The organism is Shewanella sp. W3-18-1 (assembly GCF_000015185.1).
Lineage (GTDB): Bacteria > Pseudomonadota > Gammaproteobacteria > Enterobacterales > Shewanellaceae > Shewanella > Shewanella putrefaciens.
In genome coordinates, this window is record NC_008750.1 from 2,679,400 (window position 1) to 2,704,508 (window position 25,109).

At 42.2% G+C, this 25,109-nt stretch carries 22 protein-coding genes; 15 read left to right on the top strand and 7 right to left on the bottom strand.

Annotated features, from left to right (window positions below):
• The first annotated feature begins 81 nt into the window (after positions 1 to 81).
• Complete coding sequence (locus SPUTW3181_RS12095; RefSeq protein WP_011789613.1) at positions 82 to 633, top strand: glycine cleavage system protein R; 552 nt, start codon at positions 82 to 84, stop codon at positions 631 to 633.
• 3 nt (positions 634 to 636) lie between these two features.
• Positions 637 to 1,104 (top strand): thioredoxin-dependent thiol peroxidase, encoded by a 468-nt coding sequence (gene bcp / locus SPUTW3181_RS12100; RefSeq protein WP_011789614.1) that lies wholly within the window; start codon positions 637 to 639, stop codon positions 1,102 to 1,104.
• 197 nt (positions 1,105 to 1,301) lie between these two features.
• On the opposite strand, the gene SPUTW3181_RS12105 is transcribed toward bcp, so the two are convergent.
• Positions 1,302 to 1,943, bottom strand: coding sequence for a LysE/ArgO family amino acid transporter (locus SPUTW3181_RS12105; RefSeq protein WP_011789615.1), 642 nt, complete (start codon positions 1,941 to 1,943; stop codon positions 1,302 to 1,304).
• A gap of 114 nt (positions 1,944 to 2,057) precedes the next feature.
• Here SPUTW3181_RS12105 and SPUTW3181_RS12110 point away from each other — a divergent pair, with 114 nt between their 5' ends.
• Positions 2,058 to 2,984 (top strand): LysR family transcriptional regulator ArgP, encoded by a 927-nt coding sequence (locus SPUTW3181_RS12110; protein ID WP_041408197.1) that lies wholly within the window; start codon positions 2,058 to 2,060, stop codon positions 2,982 to 2,984.
• An 80-nt stretch (positions 2,985 to 3,064) separates the two neighbouring features.
• On the opposite strand, the gene SPUTW3181_RS12115 is transcribed toward SPUTW3181_RS12110, so the two are convergent.
• A complete protein-coding gene (locus SPUTW3181_RS12115; RefSeq protein ID WP_011789617.1) occupies positions 3,065 to 4,150 on the bottom strand; it encodes an AI-2E family transporter in 1,086 nt (361 codons plus the stop codon).
• 177 nt (positions 4,151 to 4,327) lie between these two features.
• Entirely contained in the window at positions 4,328 to 4,561 is a 234-nt protein-coding gene (locus SPUTW3181_RS12120; RefSeq protein ID WP_011789618.1) for a sulfurtransferase TusA family protein, read from the bottom strand.
• Positions 4,562 to 4,676: 115 nt separating this feature from the next.
• Here SPUTW3181_RS12120 and SPUTW3181_RS12125 point away from each other — a divergent pair, with 115 nt between their 5' ends.
• The 4 genes from SPUTW3181_RS12125 to SPUTW3181_RS12140 all read left to right on the top strand — a co-directional run bounded on the left by SPUTW3181_RS12125 (position 4,677) and on the right by SPUTW3181_RS12140 (position 9,222).
• Entirely contained in the window at positions 4,677 to 6,146 is a 1,470-nt protein-coding gene (locus SPUTW3181_RS12125; RefSeq protein ID WP_041408198.1) for a M48 family metalloprotease, read from the top strand.
• Positions 6,147 to 6,263: 117 nt separating this feature from the next.
• Positions 6,264 to 6,614, top strand: coding sequence for an arsenate reductase (glutaredoxin) (gene arsC, locus SPUTW3181_RS12130; protein ID WP_011789620.1), 351 nt, complete (start codon positions 6,264 to 6,266; stop codon positions 6,612 to 6,614).
• 45 nt (positions 6,615 to 6,659) lie between these two features.
• Complete coding sequence (locus tag SPUTW3181_RS12135; RefSeq protein WP_014610394.1) at positions 6,660 to 7,040, top strand: DUF2069 domain-containing protein; 381 nt, start codon at positions 6,660 to 6,662, stop codon at positions 7,038 to 7,040.
• A gap of 226 nt (positions 7,041 to 7,266) precedes the next feature.
• Positions 7,267 to 9,222, top strand: a complete 1,956-nt coding sequence (locus SPUTW3181_RS12140; RefSeq protein WP_011789622.1) for a hypothetical protein — start codon at positions 7,267 to 7,269, stop codon at positions 9,220 to 9,222.
• A gap of 81 nt (positions 9,223 to 9,303) precedes the next feature.
• Here the strand turns inward: SPUTW3181_RS12140 and hda are convergent, their stop codons facing one another.
• Together hda and SPUTW3181_RS12150 are read right to left on the bottom strand one after the other, a co-directional pair.
• Positions 9,304 to 10,014 carry a DnaA inactivator Hda gene (gene hda, locus SPUTW3181_RS12145; RefSeq protein ID WP_011789623.1) on the bottom strand — a complete coding sequence of 237 codons (711 nt, stop codon included), beginning with the start codon at positions 10,012 to 10,014 and terminating at the stop codon, positions 9,304 to 9,306.
• Between the two features lie 88 nt (positions 10,015 to 10,102).
• Positions 10,103 to 11,194, bottom strand: coding sequence for a DUF2066 domain-containing protein (locus SPUTW3181_RS12150; protein ID WP_011789624.1), 1,092 nt, complete (start codon positions 11,192 to 11,194; stop codon positions 10,103 to 10,105).
• A gap of 205 nt (positions 11,195 to 11,399) precedes the next feature.
• Between SPUTW3181_RS12150 and SPUTW3181_RS12155 the strand changes: the two genes are divergently transcribed.
• Positions 11,400 to 12,638: a uracil-xanthine permease family protein gene (locus SPUTW3181_RS12155; protein ID WP_011789625.1), complete on the top strand. Its 1,239-nt coding sequence runs from the start codon at positions 11,400 to 11,402 to the stop codon at positions 12,636 to 12,638.
• A 99-nt stretch (positions 12,639 to 12,737) separates the two neighbouring features.
• On the opposite strand, the gene SPUTW3181_RS12160 is transcribed toward SPUTW3181_RS12155, so the two are convergent.
• Positions 12,738 to 13,070: a Grx4 family monothiol glutaredoxin gene (locus tag SPUTW3181_RS12160; RefSeq protein ID WP_011789626.1), complete on the bottom strand. Its 333-nt coding sequence runs from the start codon at positions 13,068 to 13,070 to the stop codon at positions 12,738 to 12,740.
• A 225-nt stretch (positions 13,071 to 13,295) separates the two neighbouring features.
• Between SPUTW3181_RS12160 and sodB the strand changes: the two genes are divergently transcribed.
• The 4 genes from sodB (at position 13,296) to SPUTW3181_RS12180 (ending at position 18,927) form a co-directional block, all read left to right on the top strand.
• Positions 13,296 to 13,880, top strand: a complete 585-nt coding sequence (sodB, locus tag SPUTW3181_RS12165) for a superoxide dismutase [Fe] (protein WP_011789627.1) — start codon at positions 13,296 to 13,298, stop codon at positions 13,878 to 13,880.
• 250 nt (positions 13,881 to 14,130) lie between these two features.
• Positions 14,131 to 16,065: a PrkA family serine protein kinase gene (locus tag SPUTW3181_RS12170; RefSeq protein ID WP_011789628.1), complete on the top strand. Its 1,935-nt coding sequence runs from the start codon at positions 14,131 to 14,133 to the stop codon at positions 16,063 to 16,065.
• Positions 16,066 to 16,131: 66 nt separating this feature from the next.
• Positions 16,132 to 17,400: a YeaH/YhbH family protein gene (locus tag SPUTW3181_RS12175; RefSeq protein WP_041408199.1), complete on the top strand. Its 1,269-nt coding sequence runs from the start codon at positions 16,132 to 16,134 to the stop codon at positions 17,398 to 17,400.
• Between the two features lie 9 nt (positions 17,401 to 17,409).
• On the top strand, positions 17,410 to 18,927 hold the full coding sequence (locus SPUTW3181_RS12180; RefSeq protein WP_011789630.1) for a SpoVR family protein: 1,518 nt from the start codon (positions 17,410 to 17,412) through the stop codon (positions 18,925 to 18,927).
• A gap of 85 nt (positions 18,928 to 19,012) precedes the next feature.
• Here SPUTW3181_RS12180 and fadR read toward each other — a convergent pair whose 3' ends face one another.
• Complete coding sequence (fadR, locus tag SPUTW3181_RS12185) at positions 19,013 to 19,729, bottom strand: fatty acid metabolism transcriptional regulator FadR (RefSeq protein ID WP_011919150.1); 717 nt, start codon at positions 19,727 to 19,729, stop codon at positions 19,013 to 19,015.
• A 313-nt stretch (positions 19,730 to 20,042) separates the two neighbouring features.
• Between fadR and nhaB the strand changes: the two genes are divergently transcribed.
• From nhaB to SPUTW3181_RS12200, 3 genes are all read left to right on the top strand, one after another.
• Positions 20,043 to 21,629, top strand: coding sequence for a sodium/proton antiporter NhaB (nhaB, locus tag SPUTW3181_RS12190; protein WP_011789632.1), 1,587 nt, complete (start codon positions 20,043 to 20,045; stop codon positions 21,627 to 21,629).
• 98 nt (positions 21,630 to 21,727) lie between these two features.
• Complete coding sequence (gene dsbB, locus SPUTW3181_RS12195; protein WP_014610390.1) at positions 21,728 to 22,255, top strand: disulfide bond formation protein DsbB; 528 nt, start codon at positions 21,728 to 21,730, stop codon at positions 22,253 to 22,255.
• A 166-nt stretch (positions 22,256 to 22,421) separates the two neighbouring features.
• Positions 22,422 to 25,031 carry a PAS domain-containing protein gene (locus tag SPUTW3181_RS12200; protein WP_041408396.1) on the top strand — a complete coding sequence of 870 codons (2,610 nt, stop codon included), beginning with the start codon at positions 22,422 to 22,424 and terminating at the stop codon, positions 25,029 to 25,031.
• Positions 25,032 to 25,109: the final 78 nt, after the last annotated feature.

The following is a 25,109-nucleotide window of genomic DNA, read 5'->3' on the forward strand; positions in this document are numbered from 1 at the left end:
TGGTAGCATTACATCCCGCACAAAAACTCGGCTTTAACTCTGAGTTTTCGCTCTATGATATCGAAAAAGTGAGGAAAATTCATGACCAACTTCCTGGTCGTAACCGCAATGGGCTTAGACCGCCCTGGACTCGTAAGTAAACTAGCTCGCCTTGCCAGTGACTGTGACTGCGATATCGTCGACAGCCGTATGGCATTATTTGGTAACGAATTTACCTTAATCATGATGTTGTCAGGTTCGTGGGCATCCATAACGAAAATTGAAAGTATGCTCCCGAGTCTCAGTGTTGAGTTGGAACTGATGACAGTAATGAAGCGCACCTCTAAACATACGCCGCAAAATTACCTTTCGCGTCTTGAAGTGCGCTTTACGGGTAAAGATCAACGCGGCACCATGAAATGCATTACTCAGTTTCTTGCCGACCGCTCCCTAGACTTAGCGGCAGTCCGCTCCTTCTCTGAAGAACTCGAAAATGGCGAGCAAACTCAAACCATTTCATTAACCATCAATATTCCTGAAAAAGTTGAACTAGAAAAGCTCGAAAAGAGTATCTATCAACTCTCCGATGAGATGGCACTGGATTGCACCATTAGACGCATGGAAGGCACGACCTCAAGAAACGACAGAGGATAATAGATGAACACCTTAATCGCTGGCGCCAAAGCGCCACTTTTTACCTTACAAGATCAAAAAGATAATCCTGTTTCACTGCAGGAATGTTTAAAAAAAGGCCCTGTTTTAGTGTATTTTTACCCTAAGGCTTCAACCCCAGGCTGCACAGTGCAAGCCTGCGGTTTACGTGATAGCAAAGCTGAACTCGACAGTCACAAAGTAACCGTGCTTGGAATCAGCCCAGATCCTGTGGCTAAATTAGCCAAGTTTGCTGAAAAACAATCACTTAACTTTACCTTGCTGAGCGATGAAGACCACAGTGTTGCCGATGCGTTTGGGGTATGGGGCGAGAAGAAATTTATGGGCAAAATCTATGATGGAATCCATAGAATAAGTTTTCTTATCAATCCCGATGGCACTATTGCCCATGTGTTTGATAAGTTTAAAACCAGCGATCACCATGATGTCGTATTAGCGCAAATATCCAACTAAATTTATGGCGCTGATCCAATTTTCAATGTTTCAACGACATTAAAACCTCATCTTCCAGCGCAAATAAACAGCAATTAAGAGAAAAGGTCCTTAAATTAAGGACCTTTTTCATGAAAAATTTTCACCTTATTCAAATACAACCCAAGTCAAAATGGGAAAAACGAAGCCAGTTCGGGCACATACCCACTTAATGCCAACTAAAATATCATGTGTAATGATGAAAAAACGGATAAATAAGGCCAAATAATTGCCGCAGCAATACTCCACATCGTTAACCAAATAAAGCGGTCTAGGTAACGCCATGCTGCGGGACGACTAAAAATAGGTGCAAGTAAACGCGCTCCAAAACTTAAGCTAAAAAACCAAATAAATGAGGCTAATACCGCGCCAGCACCAAACCAAGGCCGAGCAAAATCATCAAACTGTGTGCTAATGCTACCCAGTAAAACAACGGTATCTAAATATAAATGTGGGTTAAGAAAACTGATCCCGAGTGTCGTCAGAATGGCTTTTCTTAGGGTATCGGCATTCTCAGCTTTATCCATTTCCATCCCCTTATCGACAAAAGAGGCCTTTAATGCATTGGTGCCATACCAGAGTAAAAATGCCGCACCACCAAAACTTGCCACATGCTTAATTATCGGAAATGTCTCAATAATATGTCCAAGCCCAGCCACACCTGCGGTGATCATTAATGCATCAATAACAGAACAGAGTAACGCAATGGGTAAAGAATAAGTGCCTTTAATCCCCTGCTTTAGCACAAAAGCATTTTGTGCACCCACGGCAATAATCAAACTCCCACCAATTCCCATACCCTGTATAAATGCCGCTTGCATAACTACCTCTTATGTTTGAAGAAGGCGCAAGCATAGTCAAAACAACAAAATTAATATAACTAATGTTTTTTATGTATCATAAGTAAAATTAATAATGATTAGACTGGAATAATGATGTTGGAATACGCCAATCTTAAAGCACTTGCTGTCGTTGTCTCTGAAGGTGGCTTTGAGCGTGCCGCTAAAGTGCTGCATATCACGCAATCGGCTGTCTCACAACGCGTACGGCAGTTGGAGGAAAGAGTCGGTCAATCCCTACTGATTCGCTCAAATCCTGTCGTGGCAACACCGACAGGTAAACGCTTATTACGCCATTTTTCACAGGTACAACTATTGGAAAGTGAGTTAAGGGCTGAATTAGATGCCGATGATCCTAATCACCCCACAACGGTCCGCATCGCGGTAAATGCAGACAGTTTAGCAACCTGGTTCTTACCCGCGCTTTCAGGCATGTTTAGCCGCCGTGCTTGGCTCTTGGAATTAATTGTCGATGATGAATCTTACACCCACCATTTACTTAAAAACGGTGAAGCTGTGGGCTGCGTAACAACGACAGAGAGCCCTATGGCTGGTTGTAGCAGTGAATTTTTAGGCACGATGGAATATCTCTGTGTGGCAACGCCCGAATTTGCCGCCCGTTACTTTAGTAATGGCAATACTGTAAATCCCCCCAATAATCCAATGATGCTCACCCCTGATCAACTCACTAAGGCCCCAGCGGTTGTCTTTTCCACTAAGGATAAACTCCATGAAAAGTATCTTGCTAAGTATTTTCAGATGACACCAGGACAATGGTGGCAGCACACCATTCCCTCATCGGAGAGCTTTTTAGAAGCCATTAACTTGAGTTTAGGCTATGGTCTTGTTGGACATTTACAAGCTAAGCCATTAATAGATAAAGGTGTATTGATTGAACTCACACCTAACTGTCGCATGCCTGTACCCTTGTTTTGGCAACATTGGAATATCAAAGCCAAACAAACCACTTTGGTTTATCGTGCTCTGGCGGCCACGGCGCAACACCATTTATTGCAGCAATAAGTCATATTATTGAAGTGGATAAACAAAAAACTGAGCGTTCTGCTCAGTTTTTAATCGCTGTTAGTCATGTTACAACGAGATTATGCTTGCGGGGGAGCGGATGTAATAGGCTCAATTTCGGTTTTAGGCCAAGCATTGATCACCGCTTTCACCAAGGAAGCTAATGGAATGGCAAAGAACACGCCCCAAACGCCCCATAATCCACCAAAAACTAACACTGCTGCAATAATGATCACTGGGTGTAAATCCACCGCATCTGAGAATAAAATGGGGACAAGCAGATTACCATCAAGGGCTTGGATAATACCGTAACCTAGCATTAAATAACCAAATTCGGAGGTAAATCCCCATTGGAAAAATGCCACTAAGGTAATAGGTAATGTCACCAGTGTTGCACCAACATACGGAATAAGTACAGATAAACCCGTTAATACACCAAGCAGTGCTGAGTAACGCAATCCCATAAATGCAAAAAAGATGTAACTTGCTACACCTACAATCACAATTTCAATCACTTTGCCGCGAATGTAGTTAAAGATCTGTTGATTCATCTCAAACCATACTTGACGCGCTAATTGACGATTTGCAGGGAAAAACCGTTTACTACCTCGAATAAGTTGGTCTTTATCTTTTAAAAAGAAAAACACTAATAAAGGCACTAAAATCGCATACACCATAAGCACCAATAAAGAAGCGGAATAACCAATAATCTGCTTTGCAATATCAAGCACATGCTGGGTATCGAGCATCTTCTTCAGCTCAGCAACCATCACATTGAGTTGTTCAGGATTGATAAACTGTGGATATTGGTTTATCAAGGCCTGCAAGGTTTGTAAGCCTTTATCTATCATGTTTGGCAAATCAGCCATTAAGCTTACACCTTGACGCCAGACGCTGGGAATCAGTCCGAAGGTTAAGAGCATAACCACCCCCAAAAAGAGCACCAACACCAGTGACGCGCCCATAGTACGGTTGATGCCTAATTTGAGCATTTGTGCGACAGGCCACTCCAGCAAAAATGCGAGTACCAATGCGACGAGCAAAGGCGCCAGCAATCCCCCAGCAAAGTAAAGTAACAATGCAAGACCGATTAATATCGCCATTAAAGTCACAGCCTGAGGATCACTAAAGCGTTCCTGATACCAGCGGGTGAAAACAGTAAGCATGGATTTATTCCAATAGTCGTGGTGAGATTAAATATTCTGAAAAGTGTTTAGCCTATGCTAAGACTATCTCAAATGCGAACTAAGACTATCTCAAATGCGAAATAGTGTCATGCAATTGAAAATCAAGAAATCCATTAGGCTGTTTTCGCGCCAGATTGAAACATAAATCCACCACTATTATCCCTGAGATAAATCAACTTTCATTATGATTAATGCTAACTGTGCTGCATCATCACGCAGCACTTCGACATTGTGCCCCTGTTTTTTTAAATACACGGGAACATCTCGCCTTGAACCTGAGTCAGAGAGTAAAATATGCAAGGTTTCGCCAGCATCCATAGACTTCAAGGCAAGTTTGACTTTGACCAAAGGAATTGGGCAGCGAAATGGCGTTAAATCAATAAAAATCATAATGAACTTGCTATGAACGAACTTGGGCTATTATCCTAAGTTGCAATCCAAACTACAAGCTAAGAGCAGTATCTCTGCCTTTAGTTGAGATAATGACAAGAAATAAAGGATCCACTTGCGTAACTTGATGTTTTTAACTCGCTGTAAACCCTTTGTCGCTGGTGCACTTTCATTGATGTTGCTAACTAGTGCGGCAAAAAGTTTTGCAAACAATGATTTACCTGACCTAGGTACGGCTGCAGTGAATACCTTCAGCCTCGAAAAAGAAATGATTTACGGTGATGCCTATATGCGTGTCATTCGTTCATCAGCGCCAATGCTGAATGATCCTGTATTAAATCAATATCTTACCGAGCTTGGCAACAAATTAGTGGCCCACGCCACTGGGGTAAAAACCCCCTTTTACTTCTTCCTGTTGCAAAATGATGAAATTAACGCTTTTGCTTTCTTTGGTGGACACGTTGCAGTCCATACAGGGCTTTTTCTTAATGCCGATAACGAAAGTGAACTGGCATCCGTATTAGGCCATGAAATTACCCATGTCACTCAACGCCACCTTGCTCGTTCACTCGAAGCACAGCAAAAAAGTGGCCCAGCCACAGTCGCGGGATTACTGGGTGCCATTCTCCTAACTATCGCCGTTCCACAGGCGGGTATGGCCGCCCTTGCAACCACCCAAGCAATGGCAACGCAATCCAAAATTAACTACACCCGATTGCATGAAAAAGAAGCGGACCGTATTGGTATGCAAATTTTGGTGGATGCGGGCTTTGACCCTAATGCTTCTGCGGATTTTTTTGGTAAATTAGCAAGCCGTTATCGCTTTACCACAAAGCCACCACAAATGTTATTAACTCACCCCTTACCTGAATCAAGGATCACCGAAGCCCGTAACCGTGCTGAGCAATATCCCAAACGCTATGTGCCCGATAATCTTAACTTTCAACTTGCCAAAGCGCGTATTCAGGTACGTTTTTCAAGTTACAGTGACGATGCAGTGCTAAGCCTGTTTGAAACTCAATTGAATAAACAAACTTATCGTTTTAAAGAAGCGGCTCTCTATGGTAAAGCCTTAGCACTTTTTAGGCTTAAGAAGTTTGATGAAGCAGAAAAGATCATCGATGACTTATTAAAAATTGATGATAACAATTTGTTTTATATCGACACTAAGTCCGACTTATTCACAGAGAAGAAAGATTACGATAAGGCCATAGCAATGCTTGAAGCTCAGCGAAAAATGAAACCGACTTCTCAGGTAATTAATATTAACCTTGCCCATATTTATATCGAAGCCGATCAAGCGGCAAAAGCAGTCCCCATATTAGAAGATATTATTTTCCTTGATAAACAAAACCAATTACCTTACCAGTTGCTGAATATGGCCTATAAAAAGATTGGCAATCAGGCACTGGAATATGTTTCCAATGCAGAGTTAATGGCCTTAGGCGCAAATTACAAAGGGGCAATCGATCAACTGAACTTTGCCTATCGCGCATCGGAAGGTAATCAACTGCAACTCGCACGGATTGAAGCACGTATTCGCCAATTTAAACAAGCAGATAAAGAACTGGATGCACTGAAATAGTGGAAAAATCCGCCCTTTAACCTTGCCAAAAGTGCCCCGAACAACCTGACGGGGCACCTATTTCTCTGTTATTATCCGCGCCATTATTATTTCAGCCTTGATAGAGCCTCTAATACGATGACCCAAGCGACGATTTACCATAATCCCCGTTGTTCTAAAAGCCGTGAGACCCTCGCGCTACTTGAGCAACAAGGCTGTGATATTCATGTGATTGAATATTTAAAAAATATGCCAACTGCGGCAGAAATAAGCCAAATTTTAGCCAAACTCGGGATCAGTGCCCGTGAGTTAATGCGCACCAAAGAAAATGAATACCAAACATTAGGGCTTAGTGATCCATCGCTTAGCGAAGCACAGTTAATTGAAGCTATGGTCAACAACCCTAAACTCCTTGAGCGTCCAATAGTGCTTGCAAATGGCTACGCGGTAATAGGTCGTCCACCAGAAAATGTGCTTACTATTCTGTAATAGATGCCCCTGATCCGATCGCGATTTTCAATCTTAGGTAATGCCATGACATCAAATACCCTTCTTATTCTTAGCCGCTTTGGCTATCTTGCACTGGTGCTGCTCCTTGGCGGTTGGTTTATCGGTCAAAGCGTTAATGGCGAATATACTTTATTATTCAGCTTATTATGGCTAATACCTTTGTTATTACCTATCAGAGGTGTCATAAAAGGCAATCCCTATACCTATGCTTGGGCAAGTTTTATTTTATGCCTATATATGCTGCATGGACTGACCCTACTGTATGTCACCACTGATGCCTTCGCATTTGCATTAATTGAAGTCTTGTTAATTGGTGTATTACTGATCACCTTTCCTTTCTATGCACGGCTTCGTGGCCGAGAATTGGGTTTAGGTTTGAAGAAAAAATCTGCTAAAAACCAATAGCTCCAGCCCACGTGACCTAATTCAACTTACAATGTTAATTATTAAGGCGCGGCATAATCTGGGTCGCGCCCTTATCCCCAACCTCACCTTTTTTAACATCGACTATACTTTTCATCGCTTTTTGCAACTTAATAGCCGTGCTATAGTCTTTGAGCCTAGAATGTACAATCTACAAATAAGCGAAAAATCTAATCGTTAAAGTGAGTTAGCATTGGAGCATAGGATTATGGGGATATCAGATTCGATTCGTTTGTATGGAATAGTCGCCTGTATTATTGCACTCAGTGCATGTGGCGGTGGTGATGGTGATGGTGACAGCAGTAGCGGTGATATTACGCCACCCACGACGAATCTACCACGCTGTACGACCCTACCAGCCCCTTTAATCACAACCACCTCATCCTCTATTCGTTTTCAAACAGAAGCGCAATATATTGCGGGCCAATCGAGTGTCATTATCGCCAATATTGAAAACCGTGATAGCCAAAATCTTCAGTTTCGCTGGCAACAAATAGAGGGACCAAGTATTCCATTAGTCAGTCAAAATAGTCCCGTATTAGCCTTTGATATTCCCTTAGCGGGTAGCTACCGCTTCAGCCTGAATGTCACTGGCAATAATGTAGATGTGACAGGAGAGATAGGGATTAATGCTGAACCAGCCTCCCAAGCATTACTCAATGTTAGGCAAGATCATCAAGTGGTTAAAGGCAATAATGTGAGTTTAAGGCTTGAACAACAAGGGGGATTAACTGCGGCAAATATTTCTTGGTGTATTGGGTCAGGGCCAGATTTAGCCGTCGATCTATCCAATCCCTTTAGGCCACTCTTTACTGCACCGAATGTGACTCAGGATACATTAATTAAGCTCGTCGCTAATGCAAATATCAATGGCATTCAACTAAGTGACGATGCCTTTATTTTGACAACCGCCGCGCCAAACATCAGTTCTTCTTATTTTAAAACCCCGATTGCCCGAACCCATGCCTATAATCCAACCTCACCCTATGCAAAGGTGCTCACACAATGCGTTTACTCAAATCAACTCAATCCACCCTGTACCATTAACCAACTTCCTCTGATAGGCCAAATCTCAGAGGAAGTGAATATTGATAGGATCCTTGATCGGGTCTTAGTGTCACACGATTGGATGGGTGATAACTTTGCGCGCTTCTTACGGGAAATGGATCCAACTAACGATTTTGCACGGCTATTGCAATCGGTCACGGCGATAGTGATAAGTTACGACATTCGCCCCTCTTTCTACTGGGTAGCAACAGGCGCAATTTATCTTGATCCTGATGCTCTGTGGCTAACACCAGCCCAGCGAGATACCATTAATGAAGTGCCCGATTACCGCAGTAATTATGGTAATGATTTGAATTTTATCATGCCATGGCGTTATGTTAAAAATAACCAATATGCTTCTATTGGTATCCCTATTACCACCCGAGCCAATCGAACTCTTGCACAAATCAATGCTGATTTTGCTTCCTTACTTTACCATGAGCTTGCCCATGCAAATGATTTCTTCCCGCGCAGTGTTCATAGCTCACTGACAGGGCCAAGGTTGCTGGACGACTATAGTCGCCGCAATGCCAATAAAAGCCTGATTTCGGATCAAGTCACTCGACTTTATCCATTAAATAGTCTCGAAATGACTGGCCTTGCTAAGGTGAGTTTTGCAGGAGAAAAAGCCAATCCAACGCAAAAAGCCTACCAACCTTCTGATGTTAGCACTTTCTTCTCAAATGATACTGCTAGTGATTTTTACGCTTATTCCAGTACGAGAGAAGATACTGCGATGCTGTTTGAAGAGGCGATGATGAGTTATCGCTATCAAATATTGCGAGATGTTGCCGTCGCCAATAAACCCGAAGAATTAACGGCAGATACACTTATTGTGGATTGGGGACAAAGGGGAAGAATTGGTGAAAGCAGCCTATACGATCGAGCGGCATTAGTCATAAATGAGATGTTACCCGAACTTGATGGAAGAAACTTAATAGCTAGCCTGCCTGAACCTATTGCAATGCCACAAGGCCAGAGTTGGCGCCAAACCTTAGCAATATCGCCGACGAACACCTTGCTGAAAGGTCAAAATAATACCCAAAGTAACAATCCGCCGCTCGATGAACCAGAAATCCGCTTAAGTGGCGATAGACATCGTCATCCATTGCAATAGCATGCTGAAATGCTGATAACAAAAAGCCCGTATGTACCTGCTACGGGCTTTTATATTTTAAAAATAAATACTTAAATGTATTTAAAGATGCAGCATCTCTTTGGCAAAAGGGATCGTTAGCTTACGTTGATGTACCAACGAGGCTTTATCTAGCTTATCTAAAACATCAAATAAGGTACGTAAGTCCCGAGCCATTCTGTTCAACAGAAAGCGTCCAACATCCTCTGGTAATTGTAACCCTCGCATAGCGGCTCGGCGCTGTAATGCAGCCAACTTCTCATCATCAGCCATGGGTTGTAACTGGTAATTTAAGCCCCACTGCATACGAGAGACCAGATCTGGTAATAAAAAACCTGCCTCTGCTGGAGATGAACTACCACTGACCACTAAAGCACAATTTTTATGCTCTGCAACACGGTTATAGAGGTCAAAAATCGCCTCTTCCCATATGGGATGTCCGGCAATGGCATCAACATCATCAATACAAACTAAATCCAGCTGTTCTAATCCTTCGAGTAGCGCAGTTGAAATACTGGCATGGATACCCAGTGGAATATAAAAACTACGACGATCAAGTTCATTAGCATGGGCGCAGGCAGCATGCATTAAATGGGTTCGACCAGATTTAACAGGCCCCCATAAATAAATTGCGGCTTCACCACTACCCTCGGCATTGGCTCTGAGCTTTTGAATAAGTTCATCATTACCCGCTGCAGGGTAATAACTATTAAAGGTTTCATCATCTGGCAAATACACAGGTAATGAGAGTTGCAGAGGTGAGTTCAAGGGCACTCGGACGTCTCAATATTAATACTAATTCGCTAAATACAATGTAAAACGGGATCATATGATCACAATACCCGTTTTACCGACTAATGGCTTAAGGCAGTCGCCATTGGTAAACAGGTTTGCTCGACTCATGTTGCATAGGGTTAAATTCACCTGACATTGCTGGCGTAACCACCGAAATACGAGGTTCAAGGCTCAATAACCGCTCAAGATCGGTTTCAGAGCCAAACAAATCTAATGAAAATGTGGCTTTATTGCCTTGAATTCGAGTCAATGTGGCATTTTTAATTGCACTAAGTTGCTTTAAATATTTTTCAATTTCAACCAACTGTGCCATTTTCTCGATATTAACAAAGGTCACGCTTGCGCCAACTCGCGTTCCCGTATCAGCAATCGCATACTTAGAGAAATAATAATCTCCCAGAGCAGCCATCATTGCCGTTATCGCTTGGGATGTATTTTCCGCAGTACCATTAAAACTAAAAAGCGGTGGTGTTAAAGAATCAATTGTTGCTTTAGTGTAGAGATTTAAACGGTAACGAGCTTGATTACCTACAGCATCAATTGCCACTAAAGCTAAAAAGTCCGCTTGATAACGACCTGAAACGGTCGCCACTATATCGGCAAACATCCCTTTAACATCGTTAGGGTTGATCCCCATAAGCTCATCTAAATCTAGGATAGGCAATAATACGGGAATACCGCGCGCATCAGAGAAAGTAGTAAAGACTTGGCGTTCTGGTAATGGCGAAGAATCGCTTAATAAAATCGTATCGCCTTCTGACGGCATCGCAACCCAAAATAATGTTAAAGGCCGCTGCGTACCCCATACAGGTAATTGTGCCTGACGTAATAATGCGACAACACGGCGATGCTCAAAGTTAGCTCTTAGCAGCAATTGACCATTCTGTTCAACATAACCATATTGACTCAGCAGCCCATCAGGATTGGCAAGTTGTGATTGGATAACACTATTCTCAAGTGAACCTGCGGTTCCAGTATTTTTCAGTATCACTTGCTCCAATGCCGTGCGTAATGCTTTATTTCGTTCAGGCACGGCACGAGAGGATACAGGCACATCGGCCTCATCTAATTTACTCACTTCAACAGCATAAAGGCCATTAATAGTGAATAAGCAGTATAAAAACGCAATTAAGCTCGGCTTCAATAGAAATTTCAGCATCTTTGAGTAGTTAAGGTAACGTCAGATAGGGCAAATTGTACCATAGTTAGCGCCTTAAGCGAGTCTTGGCAAAATTTAGCCTTAACCATTGGCTGGGAAATGCTAAACAGTGATCCACCCCCATAAAAGTGAACATTTTATTCTGTCTGGATTTCAACAAACTGATATCATCTGGCGGTTTACCCTAAATTAACGAGAATAATAAATGAGACGACTCACCATCCCCCTACAGGGTGCACAAATGCTATTTGTAGCTTTTGGTGCCTTAGTATTGATGCCACTACTGACTGGGCTAGACACCAGTGTCGCCCTATTCACTGCAGGTATCGGTACGCTACTGTTCCAATTGATTACTAAACGTCAAGTGCCTATCTTCCTTGCTTCTTCCTTCGCTTTTATTGCCCCCATTCTTTATGGTGTGCAAACTTGGGGGATACCATCCACCATGGGAGGGATCATGGCAGCAGGTGTCGTTTATGTGCTGCTCGGTGCCCTAGTTAAAGTACGGGGTACCGACTTTATCCATAAGCTATTACCGCCTGTGGTAGTTGGTCCAGTGATCATTATTATCGGTCTTGGATTAGCCCCAGTTGCCGTTAATATGGCATTAGGTAAGAGTGGCGATGGTAGCTTGACGTTAGTTGCCACCAATACTGCGTTATTTATTTCGCTTGCATCGCTTTGTACTACGATCGCCGTGGCAATTTTTGCGAAAGGATTACTGAAGGTAATGCCGATTTTAGCTGGTATTGTCGTAGGTTACGGCTTAAGTCTTGCCTTTGGTATTGTTGATTTTGCCGTAGTGACTGCTGCAAGTTGGATTGCCATTCCTAAATTTGTCGCGCCAGAATTTAACTGGCATGCCATCGCCTTTATGATCCCTGTCGCCATTGCACCTGCGGTTGAACATATTGGTGATATTTTGGCAATATCCAATGTCACTGGTAAGGATTTCATGAAAAAACCAGGCCTTCATCGCACACTAACCGGCGATGGCGTAGCAACTATCGCTGCAGCCGCCTTTGGTGGACCGCCTAATACTACCTATTCAGAAGTCACAGGCGCAGTCACATTAACCCGTAACTTTGATCCTAAAATCATGACTTGGACCGCGATTACTGCCATTACCTTAGCTTTCGTTGGTAAGCTAGGTGCACTCATGCAGACAATTCCGGTTCCTGTTATGGGCGGCATTATGTGTTTACTCTTTGGGTCTATCGCGGCAGTGGGCCTCAATACCTTGATCCGCAATCATGTGGATTTATCAGAGGCTCGCAATTTAAGTATTGTTGGCGTAACACTCGTATTTGGTATTGGAGGGATGGCATTTGGTATTGGCTCATTCAGTTTAACTGGGATCAGTTTGTGCGGTATTGTGGCCATCACAATGAACTTACTCTTACCCGCGACTAAACATCACGAACGTGATGCGGCATCACACTAAGTTCCGCCTTTAAATCAGTCAAAATTTGGCAATAAAAAAGCCGATAAGTCATCAGCTTAGCGGCTTTTTGTTATTCTTTCATCACTCTGTTACGAGGGATTACTCTGCGGTTTTGTATTTTTCAGCAGTCGCTTTGATTAAGGGTTGTAGTTCGCCCTTTTGGAACATGTCCACCACGATATCACAGCCACCAATCAACTCACCTTCAATCCACAGTTGTGGAAACGTCGGCCAGTTTGCATACTTAGGTAACTCTGCACGAATATCAGGGTGCTGAAGAATATCTACGAACGCAAATTGCTCGCCACAGTTAATCATGATCTGTGCTACCTGAGATGAAAAACCACAGCTCGGTAATTTAGGTGAACCTTTCATATAAACAATGATGGGGTTTTCGGCGATCTGCTGCTTAATTTTCTCTACTGTTTCCATTTTAATTCCTAAGTACGATGACATTGACTCAATGGCGCTATTGTACGACAGCTAGGCACAGAACAAAATCCCACAGTTTGTAAGGTTATGTCGACATTTGATTTTTCGATGATGCCTATCTAATCAATTAGCGAAACAATGATTCACATCACAAATTTTATCGGTACAATAGTGCCTAGTGAGCACGTTTAAGAAACGATAACCTAAGACCATGGAGAGATACTAATGGCTTTCGAATTACCCGCATTACCATATGCAAAGAACGCACTAGAACCACACATTTCTCAAGAAACCATTGAATACCACTACGGCAAGCATCACAACACTTATGTTGTTAAGCTAAACGGCTTAATCGAAGGAACTGATTTCGCAGACAAATCTTTAGAAGAAATCATCAAAACCTCTACTGGTGGTGTGTTTAACAACGCAGCTCAAGTGTGGAACCACACTTTCTACTGGAACTGCCTAGCGCCAAATGCTGGCGGCGAGCCAACTGGCCCAGTTGCTGATGCCATCAATGCAGCCTTCGGTTCATTTGAAGCATTTAAAGCACAATTTACTGATTCAGCAGTGAATAACTTCGGTAGCGCTTGGACTTGGTTAGTAAAAAAAGCCGATGGTACTCTTGCTATCGTTAACACTAGCAACGCTGCAACACCACTGACTGACAGCACTGTGACACCAATCCTGACTGTAGATGTGTGGGAACACGCTTACTACATCGATTACCGCAACGTACGTCCAGACTATTTAGCCCACTTCTGGCAATTAGTAAACTGGGACTTCGTGAACCAAAACTACGCGGGTTAATCACCTCTTAGCAATACTTTAAAAGAGCCCAAGTGGCTCTTTTTTATTGCCTCAAAAATCATTCACCTTAAACTTCCCATTAAACCTCACCTGATAACTACAAGTGCAATAATTGCGTTTGCAACTATTTGTTATTGTTTTTATTTGATATTTTTTGACATTGATAGTGAATTTGTGTCTAAGATTAGTGTAGGAGATTAGTTAGTCTGTTCTCCGTTCCATAACATCACTGGCGTTTCAGGGGGTTTATATGGGCATTTTCGAGCATTACCAAAAGCGCTATGAACAAAAACTCGATGAAGAATACACTTTGCAGGAGTTTCTTGAGATCTGTAAGGAAGATCGCAGCGCTTACATGTCAGCATCAGAGCGACTACTGCTCGCCATTGGTGAAGCTGAAGTCATTGATACAGCTAAAAATCCAACACTTAGCCGTATTTTTTCTAATCGTCTAATTTCACGTTATCCCGCTTTTAAAGATTTCTTCGGTATGGAAGATGCCATTGAGCAGATCGTGGCTTATCTTAAGCACTCCGCCCAAGGCTTAGAAGAATCCAAACAAATTTTATATTTACTCGGCCCTGTGGGTGGTGGTAAATCATCACTTGCAGAAAAACTCAAATCCTTAATGCAAAAAGTGCCCATTTATATATTAAGTGCCAATGGGGTGCGTAGTCCTGTAAATGATCATCCCTTCTGCCTGTTCGATCCCGATGAAGATGGACAGTTACTGAAGGATGAATTTAATATTCCCACCCGTTATTTAAAAACCATCATGTCACCTTGGGCTGTAAAGCGACTGCACGAATTTGGCGGCGATATTTCTAAATTCCGTGTGGTAAAAGTCTATCCATCAATTTTAGACCAAATCGCTATTGCTAAAACGGAACCCGGGGATGAAAACAACCAAGATATTTCATCTTTAGTGGGTAAAGTCGATATTCGCCAACTTGAACATTTCTCCCAAGATGACGCCGATGCCTATGCTTATTCTGGTGCATTGTGCCGTGCAAACCAAGGGATGATGGAATTTGTCGAGATGTTTAAGGCGCCTATTAAAGTGCTACACCCTCTGCTGACCGCAACCCAAGAAGGTAACTATAACGGTACAGAAGGCTTATCGGCCCTGCCCTATAGTGGCATTATTCTGGCGCACTCGAATGAGTCAGAATGGTCAACCTTTAAAAACAATAAGAATAATGAGGCCTTCCTCGACCGAGTGTATATAGTCAAAGTGCCTTATTGCTTACGGGTTTCAGAAGAACTACAAATCTATCAAAAATTATTGCTCCACTCTGAGTTATCAAAAGCGCCCTGCGCTCCTGGTACGCTTGAAACGCTCGCGCAATTTAGTGTTTTATCCCGCATTAAAGCGCCAGAAAACTCATCCATCTACTCTAAAATGCGGGTTTATAATGGAGAAAGTCTAAAAGATACCGATCCCAAAGCGAAGTCATATCAAGAATACCGCGATTATGCCGGTGTTGATGAGGGCATGAATGGTTTATCAACACGATTTGCATTTAAAATCCTGTCGCGGGTGTTTAACTTTGACCACTCGGAAATCGCCGCCAATCCGGTACATTTGTTCTATGTACTCGAGCGCCAAATAGAACAAGAACAGTTCCCGAACGACACGGCTGAGCGTTATCTCGAGTTTTTAAAGGGCTATCTCATCCCTAAATATGTGGAGTTTATTGGTAAAGAAATCCAAACCGCTTATTTAGAGTCTTACTCTGAGTACGGTCAAAATATCTTTGACCGCTATGTCACCTATGCCGACTTTTGGATCCAAGATCAAGAATACCGCGATCCAGAAACAGGCCAACTGTTCGACCGCGCCGCCCTTAATGCGGAGCTTGAAAAAATCGAAAAACCTGCAGGGATCAGTAATCCTAAAGATTTCCGTAATGAAATCGTCAACTTTGTCCTGCGTGCCCGTGCCAACCATGAGGGCAACAATCCCCTCTGGACCAGCTACGAGAAACTTCGCACTGTGATTGAAAAGAAAATGTTCTCCAACACAGAAGATTTACTCCCCGTTATTTCCTTTAATGCCAAAACGTCGAACGACGATCAACGTAAACACGATGATTTTGTCAATCGTATGATGGAAAAAGGCTATACCAAGAAACAAGTCCGACTCTTGTCTGAGTGGTATTTACGGGTGCGTAAATCTTCTTAAACTTGCGCTAACTAAGTAAAGGGCTTTGGTGTTGCCAAAGCCTTCGCTGGGTTTTGGGAGGTGCGTATGGCGAACTTTATCGATAGACGGTTGAATGCGAAAGGAAAAAGCACAGTCAACCGCCAACGCTTTATCAATAGATATAAGCAACAAATTAAAAAAGCCGTCAGTGATGCCGTCACGCGTCGCAGTGTAACGGATGTAGATAAAGGCGAAAAAATCAGTATCCCAACTCGGGATATTAGCGAACCCATGTTTCACCAAGGCAAAGGCGGTGTCAGGGACAGAGTACATCCTGGTAATGACCAATTTACCCGTGGCGATAAAATTGACCGACCACCCGGTGGTGCAGGCGGCGGAGCGGGTAAAGGCGATGCCTCTGATTCAGGTGAAGGGAACGATGATTTTGTCTTTGAAATTTCAAAGGATGAATACCTAGAACTATTATTTGAAGACTTAGAATTACCGAATCTACAAAAAAACCGCCTTAATAAATTGGTGGAATATCAGGTTTATCGCGCCGGATTTACCAACGATGGCGTCCCCGCCAACATTAATATTGTCCGTTCCCTACGCTCTTCACTGGCACGGCGCATTGCGATGTCGGCCAGTAAAAAAAAGCTATTAGCGGAATTAGAACAAGAGTTGGCAGAACTTGAGAATATCCCAGGGACTCAGGCAGAGCGGCTCCTCGATTTAAAGGCTCAAATAGAGGTACTTAAACAAAAAATTGCGAAAGTCCCATTTATCGACACCTTCGACTTACGTTTTAACAACTTCAGCAAACGAGAAATCCCATCAAGCCAAGCCGTCATGTTCTGTTTGATGGACGTGTCTGGTTCTATGGATCAGGCAACTAAAGATATGGCAAAACGCTTCTATATCTTGCTGTATCTGTTCCTCACCCGCACCTATAAAAACTTAGAAGTGGTTTACATTCGTCACCACACTCAAGCCAAAGAAGTCGATGAACACGAGTTCTTCTACTCCCAAGAAACAGGCGGAACGATTGTTTCAAGTGCTTTAAAACTGATGCATGAAATACAGCAGGCGCGTTATCCCGCCGATGAATGGAATATTTATGCCGCACAAGCATCTGATGGTGATAACTGGGCGGATGACTCTCCCACATGTCGGCAGTTATTAGAACAAAAAATCCTGCCGTTAGTACGCTACTTTAGTTATATCGAAATTACTAACCGCGCCCATCAAACACTGTGGCGAGAATATGAGTCCCTAGAACAACACTACGACAACATCGCTGTGCAGCATATACGTCAAGCCGAAGATATTTACCCTGTATTTAGAGAATTATTTAAGAAACAGGCGGTTTAAGGGGGCAGTATGGGGAAAACGACATCAAGAACACGATTGAGCGATGGTCCAGATTGGAGCTTTGAGCTGCTGCAGGATTATCTCAAAGAAATCGAAAGGGTGGCGGCAATTTACAAGCTCAACACCTATCCAAATCAAATTGAAGTCATCACAGCCGAACAAATGATGGATGCCTACGCAGGAATAGGTATGCCGATTGGTTATACCCATTGGTCATTTGGCAAACGCTTTATTGAGACGGAACAAGGGTATAAACGCGGGCAAATGGGGCTTGCCTATGAAATAGTGATTAACTCCAACCCTTGTATTGCCTATTTAATGGAAGAAAATACCATTACGATGCAAGCATTGGTGATGGCTCACGCATGTTTCGGACATAACAGCTTCTTTAAAAATAATTATTTATTTAAAACTTGGACTGATGCCAGCTCAATTATCGATTATTTGGTTTTTGCCAAAAACTATATTAGCGACTGCGAGCAAAAACATGGAGCCGAACAAGTTGAAAGCATTATTGACTCCTGCCACGCCTTAATGAATTACGGTGTAGACCGTTATAAACGTCCATCGGAAATTTCTTTTCGAGAAGAACAAGCAAGACAAAAAGAGCGTGAGGCCTATCTTCAAAGCCAAGTGAATGATTTATGGCGCACTATTCCAACTCAGCAACAGGATTTATCCCAAACCAAAAAACGACACTTCCCCTCTGAACCGCAGGAAAATATTCTCTATTTTATCGAGAAAAATGCCCCACTACTTGAGCCATGGCAAAGAGAAATCATTCGCATCGTTCGCAAAATGGCGCAATATTTTTATCCACAAAAACAAACTCAAGTAATGAATGAAGGCTGGGCCACCTTCTGGCACTACACGATTTTAAATCACTTATACGATGATGGTGTCGTGACCGACCGTTTTATGATGGAGTTTTTACAAAGCCATACTGGCGTCGTTGCGCAGCCTGAGTATAACAGCCGCTATTATAGCGGTATTAACCCCTATGCCCTAGGTTTTGCCATGTTCACCGATATCAGACGAATTTGTGAAGCACCAACCGATGAAGATAAAATGTGGTTTCCTGATATCGCGGGCAGTAATTGGCTTGAGACGTTACATTTTGCCATGCAACATTTTAAAGATGAGAGTTTTATTAGCCAATATCTTTCCCCAAGAGTCATTCGCCAATTTAAATTATTTGGCATTCACGATGATGAAAAACGCAGTTACCTTTCTGTATCAGCAATTCACGATGAACAAGGTTATCGTGATATTCGTCAATTACTTTCACAGCAATATAACTTGTCAAACATAGAACCGAATATCCAAGTACACCATGTTGAAATAAATGGTGATAGATCATTAACCCTAAGGTATGTACCAAACAACGACATTCCGCTTGCCAATAACTATCACGAAGTGTTGAAGCATCTACATCGACTCTGGGGATTTAATGTTACCCTTGAGCAACAAAACGCCGATGCTAGCATTAATGTGTTAGCAACTTGCCCAAATAATACGACATCCTAATCATGCCACAAATAATAAAGCCGTCTTCAAATAAAGACGGCTTTAACTTTGTGTTACAGAATAGTGCTCGTGCCTAGCTTGATCGTTAATTGTCTTGGGCAATAGACGCTGGCATATCATCCCGAAGCTGTAGCCACATTTTGCCGCTATTTATACCGTAGGTACGCATTAGTGCTGGGACATCCGTATAATTTTTCGCTTTCGCAAGTACTTCTAACTCTTTATAGAAGTTTAATGCCAATAATCGTGCTTCAGCGCTGCTAAAATAATAACGACCAACTCGGCTATATAATCCTTTAAAGCCATTTAAAATCAAAACGTAAAGAGGATTTCCTGATGAAAACGCTAACGTGTGATGCAATAAATAGTCATACTCAGCAAAAGATTCTGCGGTATTTTCTAGTTGGTGAATTTTAGCTAACACGTCGACCGCTGTTTCTGGATTATAACGCAAAGCACCACGGAAATAGATCGCGCTGACATTCGTTCTTGCAGATAGCAGTTGGTCAACTAATACGGGAAAACCTTCAGGATTAAGATCGGCAATCGTCTCAAGAATATTAAGCCCCGACGTTTCCCAAAAATTATTGACCCGTGTTGGTTTGCCATGTTGAATTTTCAACCAGCCATCACGCGCTAAGCGTTGAAGCACTTCACGTAGAGTGGTGCGAGTGACACCGATCAACTCGGAAAGCTCACGTTCAGCCGGTAAAATGGACCCTGGTGGAAATTTATTTTCCCAAATAGATCTCACTATATATTTCTCTGCAAAACTTGCAGGTCCCTTGGCATTGATAATCATCAGCCCACTTATCCAGTTGTTGTGCATCGTAATGGGCACTGATCATACCAGAGCGGCAAAAAATGAAAACCATTGACTGAGGCCCAACGCTTTTGGACGGTATAAATATCACATAAGCGCTCAAAAAATAGACCGCAATCAACACCTATTGCGATAAATTTGCAGATTAGCTCCGCTTTTTTAAATCTTGGTTCCGGTATGACATTACATTAGCATTCTCTTTCAGCTAGACTGTTTTCCCAAACACGAGTAAACACAAATCACACGTGCCAATTTTTCAACCTTTTTCAACATAATTAGAAGAGAGGATGCTATGCCGTTGACAATGAGTCAGGCGTTTATTGGAAACTTCCTAGGGAATTCTCCTAAGTGGTACAAAATCGCGATACTGTCTTTTTTAATCATTAATCCAATACTCTTTTTCTATGTCAGTCCTTTTGTGGCTGGTTGGGTATTAGTACTTGAGTTTATTTTTACCTTGGCCATGGCATTAAAATGCTATCCATTACAACCCGGTGGTTTACTGGCCATTGAGGCTGTGGCTATCGGTATGACTTCTGCAAACCAAGTGCTGCATGAAATAGAAGCAAACCTTGAAGTGTTATTACTACTGGTCTTTATGGTTGCTGGTATTTATTTCATGAAGCAATTGCTGTTGTTTGCTTTTACCAAGATTATTACCAAAGTACGCTCCAAAATTTTAGTCTCATTAATGTTCTGTCTAACCTCTGCATTTCTATCTGCGTTTTTAGATGCCTTAACCGTTATTGCGGTTATCATTGCCGTTGCAGTGGGTTTTTACGCGATTTACCACAAGGTGGCATCCGGTAAAGATTTCTCTGCTGTGCATGACCATACCTCAGAAAGTAATACTCAATTAAATAACAGTGAGCTCGAGTCATTCCGAGGATTTCTACGTAATTTATTAATGCATGCAGGTGTTGGTACCGCCTTAGGTGGCGTGTGTACAATGGTTGGTGAACCACAAAACTTAATTATCGCCGCCCAAGCTAACTGGCAGTTTGGTGAATTCGTTGTTCGCATGTCTCCTGTGACAGTACCAGTACTGATCGCAGGTATTCTGACTTGCCTACTCGTGGAGAAATTCCGTATTTTTGGTTATGGTGCCAAACTCCCTGATGCAGTTCATAAAATTCTTTGTGATTATGCTGCCCATGAAGATGCACACCGTACCAATAAAGATAAGATGAAGCTTGTCATTCAAGTATTAGTAGGTGTGTGGTTAATTGCAGGCTTAGCGTTGCATTTAGCTTCTGTTGGTTTAGTGGGTTTATCGGTGATTATTTTAACCACAGCTTTCAACGGTATCACCGATGAGCATGCTCTGGGTAAAGCCTTTGAAGAAGCACTTCCATTCACTGCACTATTGGCAGTATTTTTTGCTGTAGTTGCCGTCATTATTGATCAACATTTATTTGCGCCAGTCATCCAATGGGCATTGAGTTATGAAGGAAATACCCAATTAGTTATTTTCTATATTGCTAACGGTTTACTTTCAATGGTGAGCGATAACGTGTTTGTGGGTACGGTTTATATCAACGAAGTCAAAGCAGCCTTGATTGATGGTCAAATTACCCGTGATCAATTCGATCTGCTCGCTGTTGCAATTAACACTGGTACTAACCTACCTTCTGTAGCGACACCCAATGGACAAGCCGCGTTCTTGTTCTTACTCACCTCAGCATTAGCGCCACTGATTCGGTTGTCTTATGGCAGAATGGTGTGGATGGCTCTACCCTATACAATCGTACTGTCAGTTGTAGGTGTATTAGCTATTGAGACAGGCTTCTTAGAGCAAGCAACGCAATACTTCTATGACTCGCATATGATTATTCATCACAGTGCTAAAGACGTTATCGCCCCCCTGACAAGTCACTAACTCAGGTCTAAGCATTGACTGAACTTTATTAAATCAGTAGAGTCGAAAAAAACGCCCCAATGATTGAGGGGCGTTTTTCGTTGATATGGAGCTCACATTTGACAGCACTTACTCGCTTTGCCCATTCTCGCAGTTCTTGGTTCCTTCTCACGGGCACCGCTATTGGCTTAGAAGCCGCTGCACTGTATTTTCAGTATGTGATGAAACTCGATCCCTGTGTCATGTGTATCTATCAAAGATTAGCTGTATTTGGCATTTTGGTCGCAGGTTTGATAGGAATGACAGCCCCTAAGTATCGTCTGATACGAATATTAGGAGCGAGCTGTTGGGCCGTGAGTGCCACTTGGGGATTAAAATTAGCTTTAGCGCTAGTGAATATGCAAAATAACCCTTCCCCTTTTGCTACTTGCTCATTTTTACCCGAATTTCCAACTTGGATGCCATTACACGAATGGTTTCCTGCGGTAATGTTACCAACAGGCATGTGTACCGATTTACCATGGCGTTTTATGGATGTCACCATGGCAGAATGGATGGTTGTCGTCTTTAGCACTTTCCTCGTGATTTGGTTACTGTTTATCGTGCCAATTCTAAGTGGCTCCACTAAACCTTCTCTTTATAAATAACGGTTTCCGTTGGCAGGCAAATTTGCCTGCCTTCCAATAAAATTTTCTTCTTAAATCAACCATTATTACCTTCTTTATCCCACTGATTTTGATATAGACCAATAGCAAAAGACTAAAAAGACGCTAAACTGGCTCAATGAAAAGTGGTATTCGGAACTCTGTGATGATGGAAAAAAAGTCAATATCTGAGCCACAGACCCCATTGACCCAATGGCAAAATAGCTTGCCGTTTAAATTTAGTCTTGTCCAACTTATCATCGCGAGTATTTTGATTTTTAGCACAGCTTGGGTCATGTTACGCATTCAAAATCAGCAAATAACAGAACAGCAGGCAGTACTAAATCAGAATCATGGACAGATTGTTATTGCAAAATTGCAGGAAATGACCTCTCAAGTCGAAAATCTTGTCAATGCAATTGCCAGTATCGCTAAGTTATATCGCTATGACCATGAGCAACTCAGTAAGACTATCCCCACTTTGCTTGCGCTTGAAAATCAAAAGGATGTGATATCCGGCGGCGGTATTTGGCCCGAACCGAGTGCCTTTAATCAACAAAAGTTTCGCAATAGTCTCTTTTGGTCGCGTAATATTCACGATGAGCTCATTAAGATAGATACCTATAATGATGACGCGTTCCCAAGTTACCACACAGAAGCATGGTATCGCCCCACACGTTATTTCCCCTCAGGAAAAACCTTTTGGTCTAAATCTTATATCGACCCAAGCACACAGGAACCAATGATTACAGCCTCGGCTGCTGTCTGGATGGACCATCAATTTATAGGCGCAGCAACGGCCGATATCAGTTTAGAAAAACTCAATACGCTACTGCGTAATGCAATGACGGATATCAGTGGTTATGTGATAGTGCTTGATTATCACAATCAGGTATTAGCTTATCCGCGTGGGAAAAATCATACCGCGATCTTGGACCAAGCAGCAAACTCGTTGCTGACATTTAATGATCTGACAAAACAGCACCCAAACTTTGATCCACTTGCATTAGCCCTAAATACGGCTGACAGTGCCTTTGTGACTAAAGCTATTGCTGAACGTGTGTTTACCCAAGAACAAATGGATAATCTCACCCGTTTAACAGCAGACAATGAACGCAAAATGCTCACCGCAATTGTTAATAATAATGCTCGCAATCATTTCACAACCCCTCAACAGCTTGCATCGGTTCCCTTAGCGACAGATCCAATACTCAACACCCCAGCATTAGCATCTATCTTTTTAATGCCCAATACCTACTGGAAGATATTGGTCGTGACACCCATTGCTCCGCTGCAGGATACAGCCAAACATTTAGTTGAAAAAATAGGAATATATTTAGTTTTAATTCAACTCATTGGGTTAATTATCTTGTTCATATTGCAACATAGGTTAATCATTACCCCAATCATGAAAATGGTTGAAGCATTAAAACGTGACGATCCTACTGCCATCGAATTTAAGGCTAAACAACGTCACGATGAAATAGGCTTACTGGCAAAAACATTACTCTCACGCACTCAACAACTCGATGTCGCCATGGCAAGCCTTGATGCAAGCAATCTCGCCCTAGAACAGCAATTGAAAACTCAGCAACTATTTCAACAAGAATTAAATCACCATAAAGAACAATTAAGATCCCTACTTAAATTTTCTAAACACCTCATTTATATTAAAGATTTAAGTGGTAAATACACGTTAGTTAACGATAAATATTGCGAAGTACTTGGGATTGAACGCAGACGAATTATCGGTGTATCTGACTTTGAATTGTTTCAAAGTCAATTAGCACAGACATTTCAAAAAAATGATCAGCGAGTCACCCAAAACCAAGATGCCATCCATTTTGAAGAATCAATTCCGACGCCTCACGGATATCAAGTCTATCAAATGACAAAATTTGATATCAGGGATGATGAAGATAATTCTATTGCCGTTGGTGCTATCGGTTTCAATATGGATCTCAAAAAACGCCAAGAACAAGAGCAAGAAAAACGATTCCAGAACCAAGCTGCTCACCTACAAAAGCAACAGAGTAAAATGCAGATAGTCAACGATGAGAATAATGCTCTGAAACAACAGCTTGCAGAGTTTAACAAAGCGTTCGAGATGCAATTCCAAATCAACCTAAGCAAAGCACAAAGCCAAAAGCTAATGCAAAATTTCCTTGCTGAAGTCATCACGCAAATAATGCAAGAACAAGATCGCTTACTTGCACAAATCTGTCAGACACAAGCCAATGGGGGTGATGAATCTCAAATTGCCATTACTGACATGATGACAGTCCAAGCAAAAAGGCTTAGGCACATAGCACAACTTTTTAACGCGCATCAAAATGATGTCAGGCCATTACATTTAGCGCTGTTTATGCGCCAATTACTGGATTTATTACAAGTACAGTTCATTCGCGCTAATGTCACTGTATGCTTAACATGTGATGAAAACCTGATTATCGATGGCAACTCATGGCAATATCTGCAACTCTTCTATCGGCTACTCAACAACACACTCAATCATGCCTTTAAAAACCATCATCAAATACGGGAAATCACCATTCATCTTCAAAGAAATGCTAATGAACTCCAAGTGGAACTCACTGATAATGGAATTGGTATGACAGACCAACAACTTTCACAGTTACAGCAAAATATGGCACAAAATCTCTGCCTAGGGACACTCACTTGCTTAAATTTATGGATGAAAAATGACCTAAAAGGACAACTCACCATACAAAGTGAGCTTAATAAAGGGACTAAAATTCTCTGCCGTTGGCCATGTTAGGACTAAACCTATATTCAAGCCGCATATGCGGCTTGATCGAATGGAATGAATGGTAGACGTGACCTATATATATAAAAA

Bases quoted from the DNA above. Each gene is read 5' to 3' on its own strand.
- SPUTW3181_RS12095 (WP_011789613.1), top strand. From the start codon at position 82: ATGACCAACTTCCTGGTCGTAACCGCAATGGGCTTAGACCGCCCTGGA.
- bcp (WP_011789614.1), top strand. From the start codon at position 637: ATGAACACCTTAATCGCTGGCGCCAAAGCGCCACTTTTTACCTTACAA.
- SPUTW3181_RS12105 (WP_011789615.1), bottom strand. From the start codon at position 1,943: ATGCAAGCGGCATTTATACAGGGTATGGGAATTGGTGGGAGTTTGATT.
- SPUTW3181_RS12110 (WP_041408197.1), top strand. From the start codon at position 2,058: ATGTTGGAATACGCCAATCTTAAAGCACTTGCTGTCGTTGTCTCTGAA.
- SPUTW3181_RS12115 (WP_011789617.1), bottom strand. From the start codon at position 4,150: ATGCTTACTGTTTTCACCCGCTGGTATCAGGAACGCTTTAGTGATCCT.
- SPUTW3181_RS12120 (WP_011789618.1), bottom strand. From the start codon at position 4,561: ATGATTTTTATTGATTTAACGCCATTTCGCTGCCCAATTCCTTTGGTC.
- arsC (WP_011789620.1), top strand. From the start codon at position 6,264: ATGACCCAAGCGACGATTTACCATAATCCCCGTTGTTCTAAAAGCCGT.
- SPUTW3181_RS12135 (WP_014610394.1), top strand. From the start codon at position 6,660: ATGACATCAAATACCCTTCTTATTCTTAGCCGCTTTGGCTATCTTGCA.
- SPUTW3181_RS12140 (WP_011789622.1), top strand. From the start codon at position 7,267: ATGGGGATATCAGATTCGATTCGTTTGTATGGAATAGTCGCCTGTATT.
- SPUTW3181_RS12150 (WP_011789624.1), bottom strand. From the start codon at position 11,194: ATGCTGAAATTTCTATTGAAGCCGAGCTTAATTGCGTTTTTATACTGC.
- SPUTW3181_RS12155 (WP_011789625.1), top strand. From the start codon at position 11,400: ATGAGACGACTCACCATCCCCCTACAGGGTGCACAAATGCTATTTGTA.
- SPUTW3181_RS12160 (WP_011789626.1), bottom strand. From the start codon at position 13,070: ATGGAAACAGTAGAGAAAATTAAGCAGCAGATCGCCGAAAACCCCATC.
- sodB (WP_011789627.1), top strand. From the start codon at position 13,296: ATGGCTTTCGAATTACCCGCATTACCATATGCAAAGAACGCACTAGAA.
- SPUTW3181_RS12170 (WP_011789628.1), top strand. From the start codon at position 14,131: ATGGGCATTTTCGAGCATTACCAAAAGCGCTATGAACAAAAACTCGAT.
- SPUTW3181_RS12175 (WP_041408199.1), top strand. From the start codon at position 16,132: ATGGCGAACTTTATCGATAGACGGTTGAATGCGAAAGGAAAAAGCACA.
- SPUTW3181_RS12180 (WP_011789630.1), top strand. From the start codon at position 17,410: ATGGGGAAAACGACATCAAGAACACGATTGAGCGATGGTCCAGATTGG.
- fadR (WP_011919150.1), bottom strand. From the start codon at position 19,729: ATGATTATCAATGCCAAGGGACCTGCAAGTTTTGCAGAGAAATATATA.
- nhaB (WP_011789632.1), top strand. From the start codon at position 20,043: ATGCCGTTGACAATGAGTCAGGCGTTTATTGGAAACTTCCTAGGGAAT.
- SPUTW3181_RS12200 (WP_041408396.1), top strand. From the start codon at position 22,422: ATGGAAAAAAAGTCAATATCTGAGCCACAGACCCCATTGACCCAATGG.